The sequence below is a fragment of the Flavobacterium sp. 245 genome, assembly GCF_004362055.1.
GTDB lineage: Bacteria > Bacteroidota > Bacteroidia > Flavobacteriales > Flavobacteriaceae > Flavobacterium.
Genome location: NZ_SNXB01000001.1, coordinates 86,841 through 104,383, shown reverse-complemented (window position 1 = coordinate 104,383; position 17,543 = coordinate 86,841). Strand labels below are relative to the sequence as shown.

Annotated in this window: 15 protein-coding genes; 8 read left to right on the top strand and 7 right to left on the bottom strand. The window is 34.0% G+C overall.

What is annotated here, in order from left to right; genetic code table 11:
* Positions 1-20: 20 nt before the first annotated feature.
* The 4 genes from metF (at position 21) to EV145_RS00400 (ending at position 4,652) form a co-directional block, all read left to right on the top strand.
* Positions 21-977, top strand: a complete 957-nt coding sequence (metF, locus tag EV145_RS00415; protein ID WP_073483305.1) for a methylenetetrahydrofolate reductase [NAD(P)H] — start codon at positions 21-23, stop codon at positions 975-977.
* Positions 978-1,106: 129 nt separating this feature from the next.
* Positions 1,107-1,760, top strand: a complete 654-nt coding sequence (locus tag EV145_RS00410; RefSeq protein WP_133523278.1) for a class I SAM-dependent methyltransferase — start codon at positions 1,107-1,109, stop codon at positions 1,758-1,760.
* Positions 1,761-1,906: 146 nt separating this feature from the next.
* Entirely contained in the window at positions 1,907-3,130 is a 1,224-nt protein-coding gene (locus tag EV145_RS00405) for a dicarboxylate/amino acid:cation symporter (protein ID WP_133523277.1), read from the top strand.
* Between the two features lie 112 nt (positions 3,131-3,242).
* Complete coding sequence (locus EV145_RS00400; RefSeq protein ID WP_133523276.1) at positions 3,243-4,652, top strand: pyridoxal phosphate-dependent decarboxylase family protein; 1,410 nt, start codon at positions 3,243-3,245, stop codon at positions 4,650-4,652.
* A 316-nt stretch (positions 4,653-4,968) separates the two neighbouring features.
* Here EV145_RS00400 and gldA read toward each other — a convergent pair whose 3' ends face one another.
* The gene (gldA, locus tag EV145_RS00395; protein WP_133523275.1) at positions 4,969-5,865 is read right to left on the bottom strand and encodes a gliding motility-associated ABC transporter ATP-binding subunit GldA; all 897 of its coding nucleotides are present in this window, start codon (positions 5,863-5,865) and stop codon (positions 4,969-4,971) included.
* Positions 5,866-6,011: 146 nt separating this feature from the next.
* Here gldA and EV145_RS00390 point away from each other — a divergent pair, with 146 nt between their 5' ends.
* On the top strand, positions 6,012-6,593 hold the full coding sequence (locus EV145_RS00390; protein WP_133523274.1) for an outer membrane beta-barrel protein: 582 nt from the start codon (positions 6,012-6,014) through the stop codon (positions 6,591-6,593).
* A 303-nt stretch (positions 6,594-6,896) separates the two neighbouring features.
* Here the strand turns inward: EV145_RS00390 and metE are convergent, their stop codons facing one another.
* Complete coding sequence (metE, locus tag EV145_RS00385) at positions 6,897-9,221, bottom strand: 5-methyltetrahydropteroyltriglutamate--homocysteine S-methyltransferase (protein WP_133523273.1); 2,325 nt, start codon at positions 9,219-9,221, stop codon at positions 6,897-6,899.
* Between the two features lie 158 nt (positions 9,222-9,379).
* Here metE and EV145_RS00380 point away from each other — a divergent pair, with 158 nt between their 5' ends.
* Together EV145_RS00380 and EV145_RS00375 are read left to right on the top strand one after the other, a co-directional pair.
* Entirely contained in the window at positions 9,380-9,841 is a 462-nt protein-coding gene (locus tag EV145_RS00380; RefSeq protein ID WP_129053166.1) for an Lrp/AsnC family transcriptional regulator, read from the top strand.
* Positions 9,842-9,927: 86 nt separating this feature from the next.
* Positions 9,928-11,274 (top strand): deoxyguanosinetriphosphate triphosphohydrolase, encoded by a 1,347-nt coding sequence (locus EV145_RS00375; RefSeq protein ID WP_133523272.1) that lies wholly within the window; start codon positions 9,928-9,930, stop codon positions 11,272-11,274.
* A 76-nt stretch (positions 11,275-11,350) separates the two neighbouring features.
* Here EV145_RS00375 and EV145_RS00370 read toward each other — a convergent pair whose 3' ends face one another.
* From EV145_RS00370 to EV145_RS00350, 5 genes are all read right to left on the bottom strand, one after another.
* Positions 11,351-12,352 carry a DUF3078 domain-containing protein gene (locus tag EV145_RS00370; protein WP_133523271.1) on the bottom strand — a complete coding sequence of 334 codons (1,002 nt, stop codon included), beginning with the start codon at positions 12,350-12,352 and terminating at the stop codon, positions 11,351-11,353.
* A gap of 34 nt (positions 12,353-12,386) precedes the next feature.
* The gene (locus EV145_RS00365; RefSeq protein ID WP_133523270.1) at positions 12,387-14,174 is read right to left on the bottom strand and encodes a 1-deoxy-D-xylulose-5-phosphate synthase; all 1,788 of its coding nucleotides are present in this window, start codon (positions 14,172-14,174) and stop codon (positions 12,387-12,389) included.
* A gap of 66 nt (positions 14,175-14,240) precedes the next feature.
* Positions 14,241-15,158 carry an energy transducer TonB gene (locus EV145_RS00360; protein WP_133523269.1) on the bottom strand — a complete coding sequence of 306 codons (918 nt, stop codon included), beginning with the start codon at positions 15,156-15,158 and terminating at the stop codon, positions 14,241-14,243.
* A gap of 5 nt (positions 15,159-15,163) precedes the next feature.
* Positions 15,164-15,922, bottom strand: coding sequence for a hypothetical protein (locus tag EV145_RS00355; RefSeq protein WP_133523268.1), 759 nt, complete (start codon positions 15,920-15,922; stop codon positions 15,164-15,166).
* Complete coding sequence (locus EV145_RS00350) at positions 15,922-16,755, bottom strand: energy transducer TonB (RefSeq protein ID WP_133523267.1); 834 nt, start codon at positions 16,753-16,755, stop codon at positions 15,922-15,924. The genes EV145_RS00355 and EV145_RS00350 overlap by 1 nt, the downstream gene beginning before the upstream one ends.
* 59 nt (positions 16,756-16,814) lie before the next feature.
* On the opposite strand from EV145_RS00350, the gene EV145_RS00345 reads away from it, so the two are divergent.
* Positions 16,815-17,258 (top strand): nucleoside deaminase, encoded by a 444-nt coding sequence (locus EV145_RS00345; RefSeq protein WP_133523266.1) that lies wholly within the window; start codon positions 16,815-16,817, stop codon positions 17,256-17,258.
* Positions 17,259-17,543: the final 285 nt, after the last annotated feature.

Genomic DNA, 17,543 nt, shown 5'->3' with positions numbered 1-17,543 from the left:
ACTTGAAACAAAAAATAAGAATGAAAGTAACAGAACATATAGAAAACGCCAAAGGAAAAACATTATTCTCATTTGAAATTATTCCGCCTCAAAAGGGGAAAAGTATTCAGGAATTATACGACAATATCGATCCGTTAATGGAGTTTAAACCACCTTTTATTGACGTAACAACGTCTCGTGAAGAGTATATTTATATTGATCGCGGTAACGGACTTTTAGATAAAAAATTGACTCGTATGCGTCCGGGAACGCTTGGAATTTGCGCTTCTATAAAACATAAATACAATGTAGATACCGTTCCGCATTTACTTTGTGGCGGATTTACGCAAGAAGAAACCGAATATATGCTGGTGGATTGTCAGTATTTAGGAATCAACAATGTCATGGCGCTTCGTGGTGATGCTATGAAAGACGAACAATCTTTTGTGCCTAAAGCTGGTGGAAATCATTATGCAATAGATTTGGTTCGCCAAATCAACGATCTAAACTGCGGAAAATATCTGCACGAAGTAATGGATATTGATAATAAAGCTGACTTTTGTATTGGTGTTGCGGGTTATCCTGAAAAACATTTAGAATCGCCATCTTTACAATCTGATTTAAAAAGATTAAAAGAAAAAGTTGATGCCGGAGCAGATTATGTGGTAACACAAATGTTTTTTGACAATTCAAAATATTTTGCCTTTGTAGAAAAAGCCAGAGAAATGGGAATTACAATTCCGATTATACCTGGAATTAAACCAATCGCTGTTCAAAGACACTTGCAAGTTTTACCGCAGATTTTCAGAATTGATCTTCCAGAAGATTTAATCGATGCTGTTGACAAATGCAAAAACAATGCTGAAATCAAACAAGTTGGAATCGAGTGGGCGATTCAGCAGTCTCTTGAATTAAAAGCGGCAGGAGTTCCGTTTTTACATTATTATTCAATGGGAAAATCGGAGAATATTCGCCAGATCGCGAGTCAGGTTTTTTAATGTCATTGCGAGGAACGAAGCAATCTTACTTTGCTTATCTTTTGTGCTTTTGTTAGTGAGGTTGCTTCGTTCCTCGCAATGACTCAGTAGTTGCTATTGGAATTTTAATTGAAATTTAATTTTTGTATTATGGAAAAAGAAGAATTACAAGCAATCGCCTCTCAATTAAAACATCCAACAGGACAAAAAGGGATAGAAATGGCCAACATGATGCATGAAACCAACATCAACATGACGCGTCATTCTGTTCAAAATCTAAATATAAAAGACGGGAATTCTATTTTAGAATTAGGCCATGGAAATGCTGGCCATGTAGAATTTATATTTGAACAAGCCGAAAACCTGAAATACTACGGACTCGAAATGTCGGAATTGATGTTTCAGGAAGCGCGTCAGATCAATCGAAATTTTGTCTCTCAAAAACAAGCATTCTTTTCGCTTTACGACGGAAACGCATTTCCGTTTGAAGACGAATCTTTCGATAAAATATTTACAGTAAATACCATTTATTTTTGGCAGGAACCAGAAAAATTACTTTTAGAAATTTACAGAGTTTTAAAACCAAGTGGGAATTTCTGCTTAACTTTTGCTCAGGAAGATTTTATGAAGCAACTTCCGTTTACGCAATTTGAATTTGAGCTTTATAACACCGAAAAAGCACAAAAACTAATTGAAAAAACAGATTTTAAAATTGTTTACATTGAAAGTCAGACAGAAAAAGTAAAAAGTAAAACAGGCGAATTGCTTGATAGAGAATATACAACTATTGTTTTGCAGAAATAGTAGTAATTATTTTTTTGCAACAGATTCAATAATCATTTTAGAGCACTTAATCTTTGGCAAAAAAATGACGAATCAATTTTCGCAATCTTTTTTTGAGTACTTTCATTCTTTGTTTTATGTTTCTGAATTATAATCCTTAAAATTTTATGGAAATTAAGAAAATCAATTTTTTGCAGAGTTACAGTAGTATTTTGTGGCTTCTTGGCGGTATTATAATCGGGAGCATTTTTGGATTGGTTTTCGGAGAAAAAGTTTTGGTAATAAAACCAATTGGCGATATATTTCTGAATTTGCTTTTTACAGCTATTATTCCCCTTATATTTTTTACAATCGGTTCTTCGATTGCTAATTTGGAGAAAACAGAAAAACTAGGAAAACTGTTTATGATTATGATATTGGTCTTTCTGGCTACGATTCTTATTTCAGCAATTGTTATGATTTTTGCTGTTTATATTTTTCCTATTCATGAAGATATTGCTATTGCCAAAATTCCGTTTGAAAAAATTGAATCAGGATCAGCTGGAGATCAAATTGCAAAACTACTTACCGCAAATGATTTCTTCGAATTATTGTCTCGAAAAAGCATGCTGGCGTTAATTATTTTCTCTTTTTTAATTGGTTTTGCAACATTGCAGTCTGGTGAAAAAGGAAATGCATTCAAGAGTTTTCTGGATTCAGGAAATGAGGTAATGAAACAGCTTTTGAACATTATAATGAAATTTGCTCCAATTGGTTTAGGAGCTTATTTTGCTTATCAGGTTGGTATTTTTGGGCCGCAGTTGTTTGGCGTTTATGCAAAACCTATGGCTGTTTATTATGCGGCCTGCATCTTTTATTTCTTTGTATTTTTTAGTTTGTATGCTGTTATTGCGGGCGGAAAAAGAGCTTTTAAAGTTTTTTGGAGCAATAATATTACGCCGTCATTGACTGCAGTGGGAACTTGCAGCAGTATTGCAACTATTCCGGCCAATTTGGATGCTGCAGAAAAAATGGGTATTCCGGCACATGTTCGTAATCTGGTAATTCCGCTTGGTGCGCCTTTGCATAAAGATGGTTCGAGTATGTCTTCCATTTTAAAAATCACTTTTTTGTTTGCCATGTTTGGAAAAGATTTTTCAGACCCGATGACCATTCTTTTAGCACTCGGAATTACAGTTGTTGTTTCAATTGTCGAAGGAGGAATTCCAAATGGAGGTTATATTGGCGAAATCTTAGCCATAACCGTTTATGGTTTCCCAATGGAGCAAGCTTTGCCAGTTGCCATGATTTTAGGAACTCTGGTCGACCCAATTGCAACTTTATTAAATGCAAATGGCGATGTAATTTGTTCGATGATGGTTTCGAGATTTTCAGAAAAAACCAAATGGTAGCTTACTAAATTTCATCAAAAATAATTAATCTAAAATTTACTATCATCTTGCTAAGGAAGGTTTCGGCTTTGCTCAATCTGACAATTAGTAGGATATTAATACCTTATAAATTATGAATTCAATATTACAACAAGATCTAAACGATTTCGAAAATATCTTAGAAAAAACAAAACAACAGGGAATTGATTTTTTAAATAATCTTGAAACGATTCCCACTTCAAATAAAAATACAATTGATACGGCAAGTACTTTAAATGAGTTTGGTTTAGGTTCAATCGCAGCATTAAATGAATTTAATGAAAGACTTGCGCCACTTATGGTTTCTTCACCCGGACCGCGTTATTTAGGCTTTGTCACAGGAGGTTCAACACCTGCCTCAATAGTAGGTGACTGGCTGGCTTCAGTTTATGATCAAAATACGCAGGCAGTAAAAGCTCAGGGAGGTGCATCGGCATTGATTGAATTTGAAACAATTAATTTTTTACTGCAATTGCTACAATTGCCGGAAACATTTTCTGGTGGCTTCGTAACTGGTGCTACAATGTCAAATTTCACCTGTTTAGGCGTTGCTCGACAATGGTTTGGGAAACAATCAGGAAAAGATTTTGCTAAAAATGGAATTTCTGAACCTATTTCAATTCTAACTGCAACACCTCATTCTTCCTCAATTAAATGTTTGTCAATGTTAGGAATTGGAAGCCAAAACTATACAGCTGTAAAAACCATAGAAGGGAATCGTGAAGCTATTGATTTATTTGATTTAGAAGAAAATATTAAAAAGTTAGACGGAAAACCTTTTATCTTGATTTCAAGTGCAGGAACGGTTAATACAGCAGATTTCGACGATTTTGAGGCTATTGCTGCTTTAAGAGAAAAATACAATTTCTGGTGGCATATTGACGCCGCTTTTGGCGGATTTGCAGCTGTTTCAGATAAATTCAAACATCTAGTTGAAGGCTGGGAAGGGGCAGATAGTATTACAATTGATTGTCATAAATGGCTGAATGTACCTTATGAAAGCGCTTTTTATTTAGTAAAAAAAGACCATTTGAGTTTACAGGTAGAAACTTTCCAGAATTCTAACGCACCTTATTTGGGAAATCCGCTGGAGAATTTTAATTATTTAAATGTTCTTCCTGAAAATTCACGTCGTTTACGTGCACTTCCGGCGTGGTTTGCTTTGCGTGCTTATGGAAAAGACGGATTTAAAGATATCGTTGAAAATAGTACTGCACTGGCGCTTCATTTTGCGAATGCTTTAATTGAGACGGGAAGTTTTGAATTATTAGCTCCAATTCGTCTCAATAATGTTTGTTTTACTTTAAAAGGAAATCATAATCAGGAGAAAGTAAATGAGTTTTTGACGATTTTGAATGATAAAGGAAAGGTTTTTATGACGCCGACATTCTATCAAAATAAAAAAGGAATCAGAGCTTCTTTTGTGAATTGGCGAACAACCGAAGATGATATTAAGATTATTATGGAAGAAATGAAAACTTCAATTTTAGATCTTGAAATATAAAGCTTCAAAAAATATAAAAGAGCCTGTTAACTACAAACAGGCTCTTTACTAACACAAAAAAAAACAAAAAACAAGAATCGAAAGGTTGATTAAAGTATGAAGTTATACCATTTCTCTTTGCAAATATAACACTATTTATATCAAGTCTAAATAAAAATAGATAAAAAAAAGAATATAAAATAGTAATCGTTTGAAAACGAGTCAATAACACGCGTTTGAAAAGAAAGAAAATCGTAAGAGTTAGATATAAAAAAGAAAAAACCAATTTGTTCATTTAGAACAAATTGGTTTTTTCTTTTTTATAGTGACTAAAGTACTACTTTGTAATTTCTCTAAAAACAGCTTCTAGGTTTTTATTTTTCTGATTTAGCTGTAGTGTTTTTAAACCATTTTCATTTGCGAAATCAAAGATTGTCGGACGCATATCTTTCTCGGTTACAAAAGTCAGCTCCCACGTCATGTCATGCGTGTTAACATATGAAGTTATATTTTCTAGTTTTGCCAAAAGCTGTTGTTCAACTTGATAATCAAATTCAACTTCAATAACTTGTTCTTTGTTGGCAGAGACTAAATGATCTAATTTATTATCGGCTACAATTTGTCCTTTGTCAATAATTATGACACGGTCACAAATCGCCTCAACTTCTTGCATAATGTGTGTCGATAAAAAAACGGTTTTATCTTTTCCCACATTTTTAATAACATTTCGAATTTCCATTAACTGATTTGGATCCAGACCTGTAGTAGGTTCATCCAAAATTAAAACATCAGGATTGTGAAGTAAGGCATTGGCAAGTCCAACGCGCTGGCGGTATCCTTTTGACAACTGGCTTATCTTTTTATGACTTTCTGGTGTCAGTCCTGTCAGTTGAATTACTTCTTCAATTCTTGATTTTGGAACTTTATAAACATCAGCATTAAAAGCCAAATATTCACGCACATACAAATCTAAATACAGCGGATTATGCTCTGGCAAATATCCAATCGAGCGTTGCACCTCTTTAGTGCTTGTCATGACATCGTGACTATTTACAAGGGCTGAGCCACTATCGGCAAGTAAATAGGTGGTCAAAATTTTCATTAAAGTAGATTTTCCAGCTCCATTTGGACCAAGAAATCCGACGATTTCTCCTTTCTCAATTTTAAAAGAAATTTCATTTAAAGCTTTTTGCTCTCCGTAACTTTTTGATATGCTGTTTACTTCTATCGACATTGACTTTTTATTTACTGCAAAAGTAAACAGAAATAGTTTCGATTACTACATTTTGTCTTTTAAAAATAATGATAAAAAATAGGAGAGCCCTTTATTCACGGCATCGTTATTGTTAAGGGAATGCTAAATTTAAATATACCCAAATCATGAAAAAAATTTTAGTGATAGCTGCCCTAGCTATCTGCAGTTTTGCAAACGCTCAAAAAGGAACAATCTTAGTAGGTGGAAACATTGGCTACACTTCTGAAAAATCAGAATACCAATTTAGCGAAGCAAAAGCAAGCACATTTAGCTTTTCTCCAAAAGTAGGTTACCAATTTAATGATAACTGGACAGTAGGAGGAGAGTTTACAGTTAGTTCAGCTACTACTGACAACGGAAGTATTGAAGAAAAAGACAACCGATTCAAAATGGGAGCATTTGTACGTTACTCTGTGCCATTAAGCCAAACTTTTTCTGTTTTTGCTGATATGGGAGCAGGTTTCCAAAATTTAAAAAATAAAACCTACGGTCCTGGAAATGCTTTTTCAAAAGACAAAGCTGATGGTATGTATGTAGGTGTTACTCCGGCTCTTTTTATTAACATGAAAAAAGGTTTCGGATTAAACTTCAGTATTGGTGGTTTAGGATACGAAACTTTAAGTTTTGACAACAATGGAGCTGATTACAGTAAATTCTACTTCAACTTCGGTCAGACATTTAATATTGGAGTTTCTAAAAACTTCTAATCTTAGGTTTTATTTCATTTAGAAAGCATCCGCCACGGCGGATGCTTTTTTTTTTTAACTAAAAGGTCTTTTAAAAATATAAAGTTCTAGTCTAGCCCCGATAGAAGCGGTATCCTTTTATGGTCTCGTTTCTTTAACGAGACCATAAAAGATAAAGCGGATAGCGGGACTGAACATGTTATGAAAACGAAATTTCTGCTACAAAAAATAATGCCAGCAAGAGTGAACTCAAAACCGAATCATAACTAATTTCGAGCTCCACTTGCTGACATAAAAAAACAAAAATTATATCTAAATAAAGTGTTAAATGACAGGGTTTTCAACTGCAGTTCTCATTTCCTGAGCCGCTTTAACCATTTCAATTAGAGCTTTTTTAGTTTCGTCCCAATGACGGGTTTTTAGTCCGCAATCTGGATTTACCCATAATTGATCTACCGGGATTACGGCCGAAGCTTTCTCTAATAATTTTACCATTTCCTGGCTTGAAGGAACGCGAGGCGAGTGAATATCATAAACTCCAGGGCCAATTTCGTTTGGATATTTAAAGTTGGCAAAAGCATCTAAAAGTTCCATTTGCGAACGTGAACATTCAATTGTGATGACATCAGCATCCATATCGGCGATGTTTTGAATAATGTCATTGAACTCGCTGTAGCACATATGCGTGTGAATTTGCGTGTTGTCGTTTACTCCGCTTGCAGAAATGCGGAACGCTCGAACTGCCCAATCTAGATATTTAGCCCATTCTTCTTTTCTTAAAGGCAAACCTTCGCGAATGGCTGGTTCATCAATTTGAATGATTTTGATTCCGGATTTTTCTAAATCGACAACTTCATCACGAATGGCCAAAGCGATTTGCGTACAAGTTTCAGAGCGAGGCTGATCGTTACGTACAAATGACCATTGTAAAATTGTAACTGGACCCGTAAGCATTCCTTTGACCCATTTTGGAGTTAAAGACTGTGCATATTTTGACCATTTTACCGTCATGGGATTTGGTCTTGAGACATCACCATAAATAACTGGAGGTTTCACACAACGGCTTCCATAACTTTGAACCCAGCCATTTTTAGTGAACGTAAATCCGGATAATTGCTCTCCAAAATATTCCACCATATCATTACGTTCAAATTCTCCGTGAACTAAAACGTCGATTCCGGTTTCTTCCTGAAAACGAATTGTGGCTTCGGTTTCTTTTTCGATTAAATCGTTGTATTCTTGGGTAGATAATTCTCCTTTTTTAAATTTTGCTCTCCAGCTTCTCACTTCAGCAGTTTGAGGAAAAGATCCAATTGTGGTTGTTGGGAATAATGGTAATTTTAAAGCTTCGATTTGGCTTTTTCTTCTCACAGAAAATGCACTTTTTCGTTGGTCATCAGAAGCTGTAATTCCGGCAACACGCGCTTTAACTTCACTATTATGAATTAATTTTGAAGTTTTTCGGTTTTCATTTGCAATTACGTTTCTTTCGTAATCAATAGAGTTTGTAACGTCAATATCGTTTGAAGCAGACAATTGTTTTAAAACTACAATTTCATTGATTTTTTGCTTCGCAAAAGCCAGCCATTGTTTGATTTCTGGCGTTAGTGTTTCGTCATTAGTTTCTAAATCTAAATCGCACGGACTGTGAATTAAAGAACAAGATGGCGCAACTAAAATTCGATTTTCGCCTAAAGCATCAGTTGCTTTTTTGATTATTTCTAATGATTTTTTGAAATCATTTTTCCAGATATTTCTTCCGTCAACAACTCCAAGGGAAAGATTTACGTTGGATGCCAATTTTCCAGATTCTAAAATATCATCTAATTGAAGCGGACAACGAACCAAATCTAAATGAAAAGTATCAACAGGCAAAGCCAAAGCTGTTTCCAGATTTTCTCCAAAACAGTCAAAATAATTCGCTAAAATAATTTTAAGTTTTGGAAAGCGAGCGTTGATTTCGTTATACACTTTCGTGAAAGCATTTCTTTCTTTATCAGTAAGATTTAGTGCCAAGAAAGGTTCGTCTAATTGAATATATTCGGCGTTTTCGGATTGTAGTTTTTCTATAATTTCGAAATAAACAGGAAGTAAAGCATCAATAAGGTCAATTCTATGAAAACCATCTTCTTTTTCTTTTCCTAATAATAGATAAGAAACGGGTCCAATTAAAACCGGTTTTGTTTTAATTCCGATAGCATTAGCTTCTTTAAATTCATTGATTATTTTTTCAGAAAACAATTCAAACTTTTGGTTCTTAGTGAATTCAGGAACAATATAATGGTAATTAGTATCAAACCATTTTGTCATTTCCATTGCTACAACATCTTGACCTTCTTTTTGTGATCCTCTTGCCATTGCAAAATACAAATCTAGAGCCGAATTGTTTTTTGCTAATTCGTGATAACGTGCAGGAATTGCGCCAACGGTTAAAGTCAAATCCAAAACTTGATCGTAAAAAGAGAAATCGTTTGACGGAATTAAATCAACGCCCGCAGAAGCTTGTAAATGCCAGTTTTTGCTTCGGATTTCTTTACCAGATGCAATAAGTTCTTCTTCAGAAATTTTTCCAGCCCAGTACAATTCAGATGCTTTTTTGAGTTCTCTATTGCTGCCAATTCGTGGGTAACCTAAGTTGTTTGTTTTCATTTTTTGATTCAGTATTTTTTACTGAACAAATTTATGTTAATGGATTTTAAAACTTATATTTGAGAATTATTTCAGTAAAATGTTTTTTTAAATTCGATTTTAAAAGATTTAATTACTGTGAATGTGTTTTAAATGAATCTTTAGCAGTAAAAAAAACTATGGAAAACCTAGATAAAACCGATTTGTTGATCCTAAAACATCTTCAGGAAAACTCAAATATCAATACAAAAGACCTTGCCAGTAAATTATTTTTGACCGTAACGCCAGTTTATGAACGCATAAAACGATTAGAAAGAGATGGTTTTATAACTAAATATGTAGCGTTATTAGATAAACAAAAAATGAATCGGGGCATGACGGTTTTTTGCAATGTTCGATTAAAAGAACATGCAAAAAATGTAGGAAGCAATTTTGTAAAAGATATTGTGGCACTTCCTGAAATTATTGAATGCTATAATATTGCCGGCGATTATGATTTTATGCTGAAAATCCTAGTAAAGGATATGGCTAGTTATCAGGATTTTGTAATGAATAAATTGTCAACGATCGAAAATATAGGGAATACCAATAGTATTTTTGTAATGGGAGAAATTAAGCATAGTACAGCATTGGAATTTTAATGAGTATAAAATCTTAAAATAAAATGTATTTTTGATGTTTAGATCCTCAAATCTAAAATCAATAATCTACAATCTAAAATATCAAAATGAACTGGGAACAACTTTTATCATTAAAACGTCAAGGCGATACAAGCAAAAGATTACGTGTAGAACAAGATGATACGCGCTTAGGATTTGAGGTCGATTATGACCGAATTATCTTTTCATCGGCATTTCGATCTTTGCAGGATAAAACTCAGGTTATTCCGCTTTCAAAAACAGATTTTGTGCATACTAGATTAACGCACAGTTTAGAAGTTTCTGTTGTAGGAAGGTCTTTAGGGCGTTTGGTTGGTAAAAAAATCATTGAAAAATATCCTTATTTAAAAGAAATTCATGGTTATCATATGAATGATTTTGGAGCTATTGTTGCGGCAGCTTCTTTAGCACATGATATCGGGAATCCTCCTTTTGGGCATTCGGGAGAGAAAGCAATTGGTGAATATTTTTCAATCGGAAAAGGATTAAAATATAAAGACAAGCTTACCGCAAAGCAATGGCAGGATTTAATTGATTTTGAAGGAAATGCCAATGGATTTTCGGTACTTACAGCTAGCCGTCCAGGAATTGAAGGCGGACTTAGAATTTCGTACGCGACTCTTGGCGCTTTTATGAAATACCCAAAAGAAAGTCTTCCTAAAAAACCGACGACCAATATTTCGGATAAAAAATACGGTTTCTTTCAGTCGGATAAATTGTTTTTTGAAGAAGTCGCTCAGGATATGGGAATGATTGCGAATAAAGGAGAAGGCGATATTGGTTTTGAAAGACATCCTTTGGCTTATTTAGTTGAAGCTGCTGATGATATTTGCTACACCATTATTGATTTTGAAGACGGAATAAATTTAGGCTTGGTTTCTGAAGATTATGCTTTAGAATACTTAATTAAACTGGTAAAAGATAATATTGGCGTTGCCAAATACAAATTATTAGAAACAAAAGAAGACCGAATCAGTTATTTGCGTGCTTTGGCCATTGGTGCCTTGATTAATGACGCTGTTGATGTTTTTATTGAAAATGAAGAAGCAATTTTGGCTGGAAATTTCCCTTTTGCTTTAACGGATAAAAGCAAATACAAAGCGCAGATGAATGATATTATTAATTTAAGTGTTGAGAAAATCTATCAAAGTCGTGAAGTTATTGAGAAAGAAATTGTGGGCTACCAAATTATCCAGACTTTATTAGATAAATTTATTACGGCATTTAATAACAAATATGAAGGAACAGCGTCAAATTACGATAAGCTGATTCTGAAAATGCTTCCTGAAAAACATCATTTAGAAAAGGGTAATTTATACGAGCGTCTGCTTCATATTTGTCATTATGTTTCGCTTTTGACGGATGGGAATGCGTTAGAATTATATGAAATGATTCAGGGGAATAAAAAGAGATAATCTGATATTTGCATAAAAAGAAACACGCCATAGAATTTAAATTCTATGGCGTGTTTCTTTTTATAGAAGAATTTATTTACTGAAAAGCATAAACTAAACCAACGCCCAGAACTTGACGTAGTTGCGTTCTTGGTCCGTCGTTAACCTGTGATTTTGCTCCAGTAGTTGGGTCAATAACATCTTTTTTAGTTTTAATATCGTCATCATAAACAATATGCAAACCTATATTTGCTTTAACGTAAGCATTAACAACAAGATCTAATTTTGTGTCGTAATCTACATCGACGTTTCCAAATTTATTTAAATAGTCGGTATATAAACTCAGACGATTTTCGTAGAAAACATTTTTATAAATCTCTGTTTTCATATATCCTGTCGCAAGTATACCAAATTCGGCTTTTACTTTCTGGCCTTCTTCAACCAATATTTTAGCATTTGGATCAGCAGGATCTGTAATGTAAACTGCTTTTTTAACCCCAAACGCTCCTTGATTTGCCAAATATTGATCTAAAACCAAAGTAGTTTTCAATGTGATTGGTGAGAAATAAAAGGTTCTATTTTTCTTTTTGTTTGAATTCTCAGCTCCGGCTCCAAGGAAAATGTAAGCTGGCGCAAATGGTTTCGAAATCGCAACGTCTCGGTTTGGGTAATTGTAACCGTTTGTAAACTGTGTATTGAAATTTAATTTTGAAGAATAGTACCAGTTTGAAACGGTGTCTTTTCTAAAACCGTAAGTTGAGTTGAATTGAACAGCGTCATCAGTTTTTCTTAATTCAATTCCGTCTTGTTTATTTAAACCGTACTTAACAATAAGTTCGTTTACCCACTTATGATTTCCTTTGGCATAGGTTCTTCCAAATTCGCCTTTAAATAATCCAGAAATTGAACTTGTTCCCCCTGCACTCCAATTCACAAATGCGATCTCAGAAATATCAAAACCCAGCTGATTTTTTTTAGTCCAGTTTGATGGAAGTTTCGGCAGTTGATTTGGGTCTAAAGTAGTTTGTATAATTTGAGCAAAGTTATGTGAAGTACACAATAGCAATAACAGCAAAAGGGTAGAACGCAATAATTTCATTAGGCTTATTTTAGTTTTTGGTTGTGCAAAATAATTATTTTGAATCGTTTGAAAAAAGATTTATTAAACTTTTAACGTCAATTTTACATAAATGTTGCAGTTCCGGAATGCTTCCATGCTCAATAAAATGGTCAGGAATACCTAAAATTTCAATCTTATTTTTAAAATTATTTGCTGCTCCATATTCTAAAACAGCGCTTCCAAAACCGCCATTTTTAACCCCATCTTCAATTGTGATAATCTTTTCAAAGGTGGAGAATATGTATTTTAATGCATTGATGTCTAGTGGTTTAATAAAGCTGAAGCTGTAATGAGCAATAGTGCCTGGATTGCCACATTCTTGTAAAGCTTCAATAACATTATTTCCAATTGTTCCGGTCGAAAGCACAGCAACTTTCGTACCATCTTTTAGACATTTTGCCGGACCAATTTCAATTTTTTCATAATGTCCGAAATTTTCTACTTCCCAATTCGGCAAAACACCTCTGCCACGCGGATATCGAATCGCGATTGGGTGATTTAGTCCTAATTGTGCCGTATATAAAATGTTTTGAAGTTCAATTTCATTGATTGGTGCATAGATAATGATATTCGGAATTGCTCTTAAATAAGCAATATCAAAAACCCCATGATGCGTTGCGCCGTCTTCACCAACTAATCCGGCTCTGTCGAGACAGAAAATAACGGGCAAATCTTGCAAGGCCACGTCGTGAATCACTTGATCGTAAGCACGCTGTAAAAAAGTTGAATAAATATTGCAGTACACGATCATGCCTTGCGTGACCATTCCTGCAGAAAGTGTAACCGCATGCTGTTCGGCAATTCCAACATCAAAAGCACGTTGAGGCAATTCATCCATCATAAATTTTAATGAACTTCCTGATGGCATTGCAGGTGTGATTCCTATAATTTTTTCATTCTTTTTGGCCAAATCTAAAATAGTCAAGCCAAAAACATCCTGATATTTTGGAGGAAGATTTTCTTCTGATTTTATATGAATTTCTCCGGTCGAAGCGTCAAATTTTCCCGGTGCATGGTATTTCACCTGATTTTCTTCAGCCTGTTGCAAACCTTTTCCTTTTGTAGTAACAATATGCAGGAATTTTGGTCCTTTTATATTTTTTAAGCGATTTAATTCTTTGATTAATTTTGGAAAATCATGTCCGTCAATTGGTCCCGAATAATCAAAATTAAGCGATTTGATAATGTTATTCTGCTTCGGATTTTTTCCATTTTTAACTGCAGTCAGGTATTTTTTTAATGCACCAACGCTTGGATCAATTCCGATGGCGTTGTCATTTAGTATTACGAGAATATTAGCATCAGTAACGCCGGCATGATTTAAGCCTTCAAAAGCCATTCCGCTTGCGATTGAAGCATCGCCGATTACTGCAACATGCTGTTTGTCAAAATCGCCTTTTAGTTTAGAAGCGATCGCCATTCCGAGCGCTGCCGAAATAGAAGTTGAAGAATGCCCAACTCCAAATGTATCATAAATACTTTCGCTTCTTTTAGGAAAGCCAGAAATACCGTTTATTTGTCTGTTTGTGTGAAAATTTTCTCTTCTTTCAGTTAAAATTTTATGTCCGTATGCCTGATGGCCAACGTCCCAAACCAATAAATCTTCGGGCGTATTGAAAACGTAATGCAAAGCAATTGTAAGTTCTACAACTCCTAAACTGGCTCCTAAATGGCCTTCTTTTACAGAGACAATATCAATTATAAAATCTCGTAATTCCTTAGCCAGCTGTGGTAATTGAGTTTCGTTGAGTAAACGTAAATCAGCGGGATTGTATATATTTGAAAGTAAATTGCTTTTCATTGTAAGGTAAAAAGCAAATTTACGGTTTTAAATTTAATTTTATTGTAGAGAGTTTTAAGAATGGCATTATTGAAATGCTATTGGCATGCTGTATTTTATTCTGGTTTTCTTGCCGTTTTGTGTGCCTGGTTCCCAATTAGGCAATTTTTTTAAGGCTCGTATTATTTCAGTTTTTATTTTTGGATCTGTGTTTTTTGGGAAATCAAATGATGATAAAGAGCCGTCTTTCCCTATCACAAACGAAACTATAATTGGCGTTTTTGGAATTTCAACTTCCTCAGGCAGTTCAAATTCTTTTAAAAAGGAATGATAAAAATTCTCAATTCCATCAGGATAACTTGCTGTCGTTTCAATAGCTGCACCCATATAGAAAGTATTATCTTCTTCTACAATAGAATCTTGTTTAGCTGTTTTTTCACAGCTTATTTTTTCAGCAGAAGAATAAAGTTTTGCCTTTTTATTTTTGGACTTCACATCATTAGTTGCTCGATTTTCTGGGATTACTTCTCCACTAATCATTTTATGGAGCTTTTCTGAATTTTCGTGATTAGCATTTTTTTCAAGTGGCGGCGGTGGTGGTGGCGGAATTTGTTTCAGCTTCTCATTTTGATTCTTATCAGTATCTTCAACAACTTCAATTGTATCTATTTTTTTCTTATTTCCGTCTTTATCCTGACAACTAAATAAAGTTGTTCCCATGGCAATAAACAAAGCCAGCAAAAACATTTTGTGATATTGAGTCTGCGTGTATAAAACACGCCTAGGAATTTGAATTGTGATTGTATCTAATTGCGATTTTCTAAACCTTCCGCAGATTTTTTCATTTTGATTCTGAACGAAATAATGGCGAACTTCATCTGGCATCATTGACGTAAAATCAACAACGGTTTTAGAACAGCTCATACAAAAACGGCCATTGTCTTTTGGGGTCATTTCGTCCCAATTTTCATGGCAGGGTTCTGGAATGGTTATTTTATTTTTCATTCTTATTACTTAAACGGAATTTGTAAAGTGTAAGTGGAGCGAACAATTTTATTTTTTCGTTTACCCGGAATCCACTTTGGAGTTTTTTCTAAAATTCCGATAATATCTTTTTCACTTGCTGACGTTGTATTTTCTAGTATATTAAAATTGCTAAGACTTCCGTCGCCTTCAATTACAAATAAAACGGATATTTCTCCTTGTTTTGCTGTGATAAGATTTTTTGAAAAATTAGAATTGAATTTTTTTATTCCATTTTTTGGAACAGCTGCAACGTCTAAATCATTTGCATTATAAATAATTCCGTAATGTCCAGATTGAGGTTCTTCAGAATGTTCTTCGGCGTTTAGTTTGTCTATAGGAGTCACCATAATTCCAGTAGTAGCATGTTGTTCTGGTTTGACCTCTTCTACAACTTCAATTTTATCTATTTTTTTCTTATTTCCGTCTTTGTCTTGACAACTAAATAATGTAGTGCCCATTGCTATAAAAAGTGCCAATAAAAACATTTTTTGATAATGGATTTGACTGTGTAATATTTGAGACGGAACCTGAATATTTATTTCACTTAACTGTTCACTTTTAAGTCTTCCACAGACATTTTTATGTGAAATAAAATACTGTTGAATTTCTTCCGGAAGCATTGACGTAAAATCAACAACGGTTTTAGAACAGCTCATACAAAAACGGCCATTGTCTTTTGGGGTCATTTCGTCCCAATTTTCATGGCAGGGTTCTGGAATTGTAATTTTAAGATTTCTTTCCATTATTTAATTGTGATTGGTAAAATATAAGAAGAACGGACAATTTTGCCGCTAAGCTTTCCGGGAATCCATTTTGGAGCTGTTTTTAAAACTCTAATGGCTTCTTCTCCAATTTCTTTTGATGTATTTTTAAAGATGTTGAAATTACTTAAAGTACCATCTTCTTCTATAACAAATACAACAAAAGCTCTTCCTTTAGATTTTTCTGTAGTTTTCGCGATAACATAGTTTTGTTTAAAAAACTCAAGGAACTTTTTCATTCCATTTTCTGGAACTGGTGAAACATCTAAATCAGTTGAATTGTATATTGTGTGATATGCAAAACTTCCCGATTCGATGGTGTTAGGGGGAATTATTTTCCCCATAACAGTTCTCTCTATAGTATTTTTTGATTTTACTTTTTTAGCTTCGATTTGATGTCCATAACAAGAGGAATGAACATTATTTTCATCTTGATTTTGCACAACATTATCAACAATTTCTATAGAAGTAATTTCTTTTTTGTCTCCATTTTTATCTTGACAGCTAAATAAAGTTGTTCCCATGGCAATAAACAAAGCCAGCAAAAACATTTTGTGATATTGAGTCTGCGTGTATAAAACACGGCTAGGAATTTGAATTGTGATTGTATCTAATTGCGATTTTCTAAATCTTCCGCAGATTTTCTCATTTTGATTCTGAACGAAATAATGGCGAACTTCATCTGGCATCATCGATGTAAAGTCTACAACCGTTTTAGAACAGCTCATACAAAAACGGCCATTGTCTTTGGGAAACATTTCATCCCAATTTTCATGGCAGGGTTCTGGAATGGTTATTTTATGTTTTCTTTCCATATTCAGATATCAGAAATTAAATGTAATAAAAATTATTTCAAAACCGTATTTTTGCAACTATGATAAATCCTTTCACCGACGAATACTTTATGAAGAAAGCTTTGCAGGAAGCTGAAATAGCTTTTGATAAAGGCGAAATTCCTGTTGGAGCCGTTATTGTAGTGGCTAATAAAGTAATCGCAAGCAGTCATAATTTAACTGAATTATTGAACGATGTCACCGCTCATGCCGAAATGCAGTCTATAACTGCAGCTGCAAATTTTCTGGGCGGAAAATATTTAAAGGATTGTACGCTTTATGTAACCCTTGAACCTTGTCAAATGTGTGCAGGTGCGCTGTATTGGAGTCAGATTTCAAAAATCGTTTTTGGTGCACGCGATGAACAGCGTGGTTTTATTGCAATGGGGACAAAACTGCATCCAAAAACTACTGTTGTGTCTGGAATTATGGCGAACGAAGCGGCAGATTTAATGAAACGTTTTTTTCTAGAAAGACGTAAATAATATCATAAAATGGATTCGTAACTAAAGTAGAATCTATTCCCATTTTTTATATTCATAGAAAGTGAAAGGTAGGCCTATCTAGCCGAGATTGTTCATAAATTGGGTTAAAAACAACTTTTAAACTTCAACAAAAGTTAAATATTTTTCTTAAAGAAATTTCTTCTTAAATAAGCTCAGAAAATATTTTATATTTACTACAATATATTAATCATTTGATAGTTATAGGATGTAACAGTCAAATGTTAAAATGTTCTCTGATTTCTTAAAAATTGTAACCCATTAACT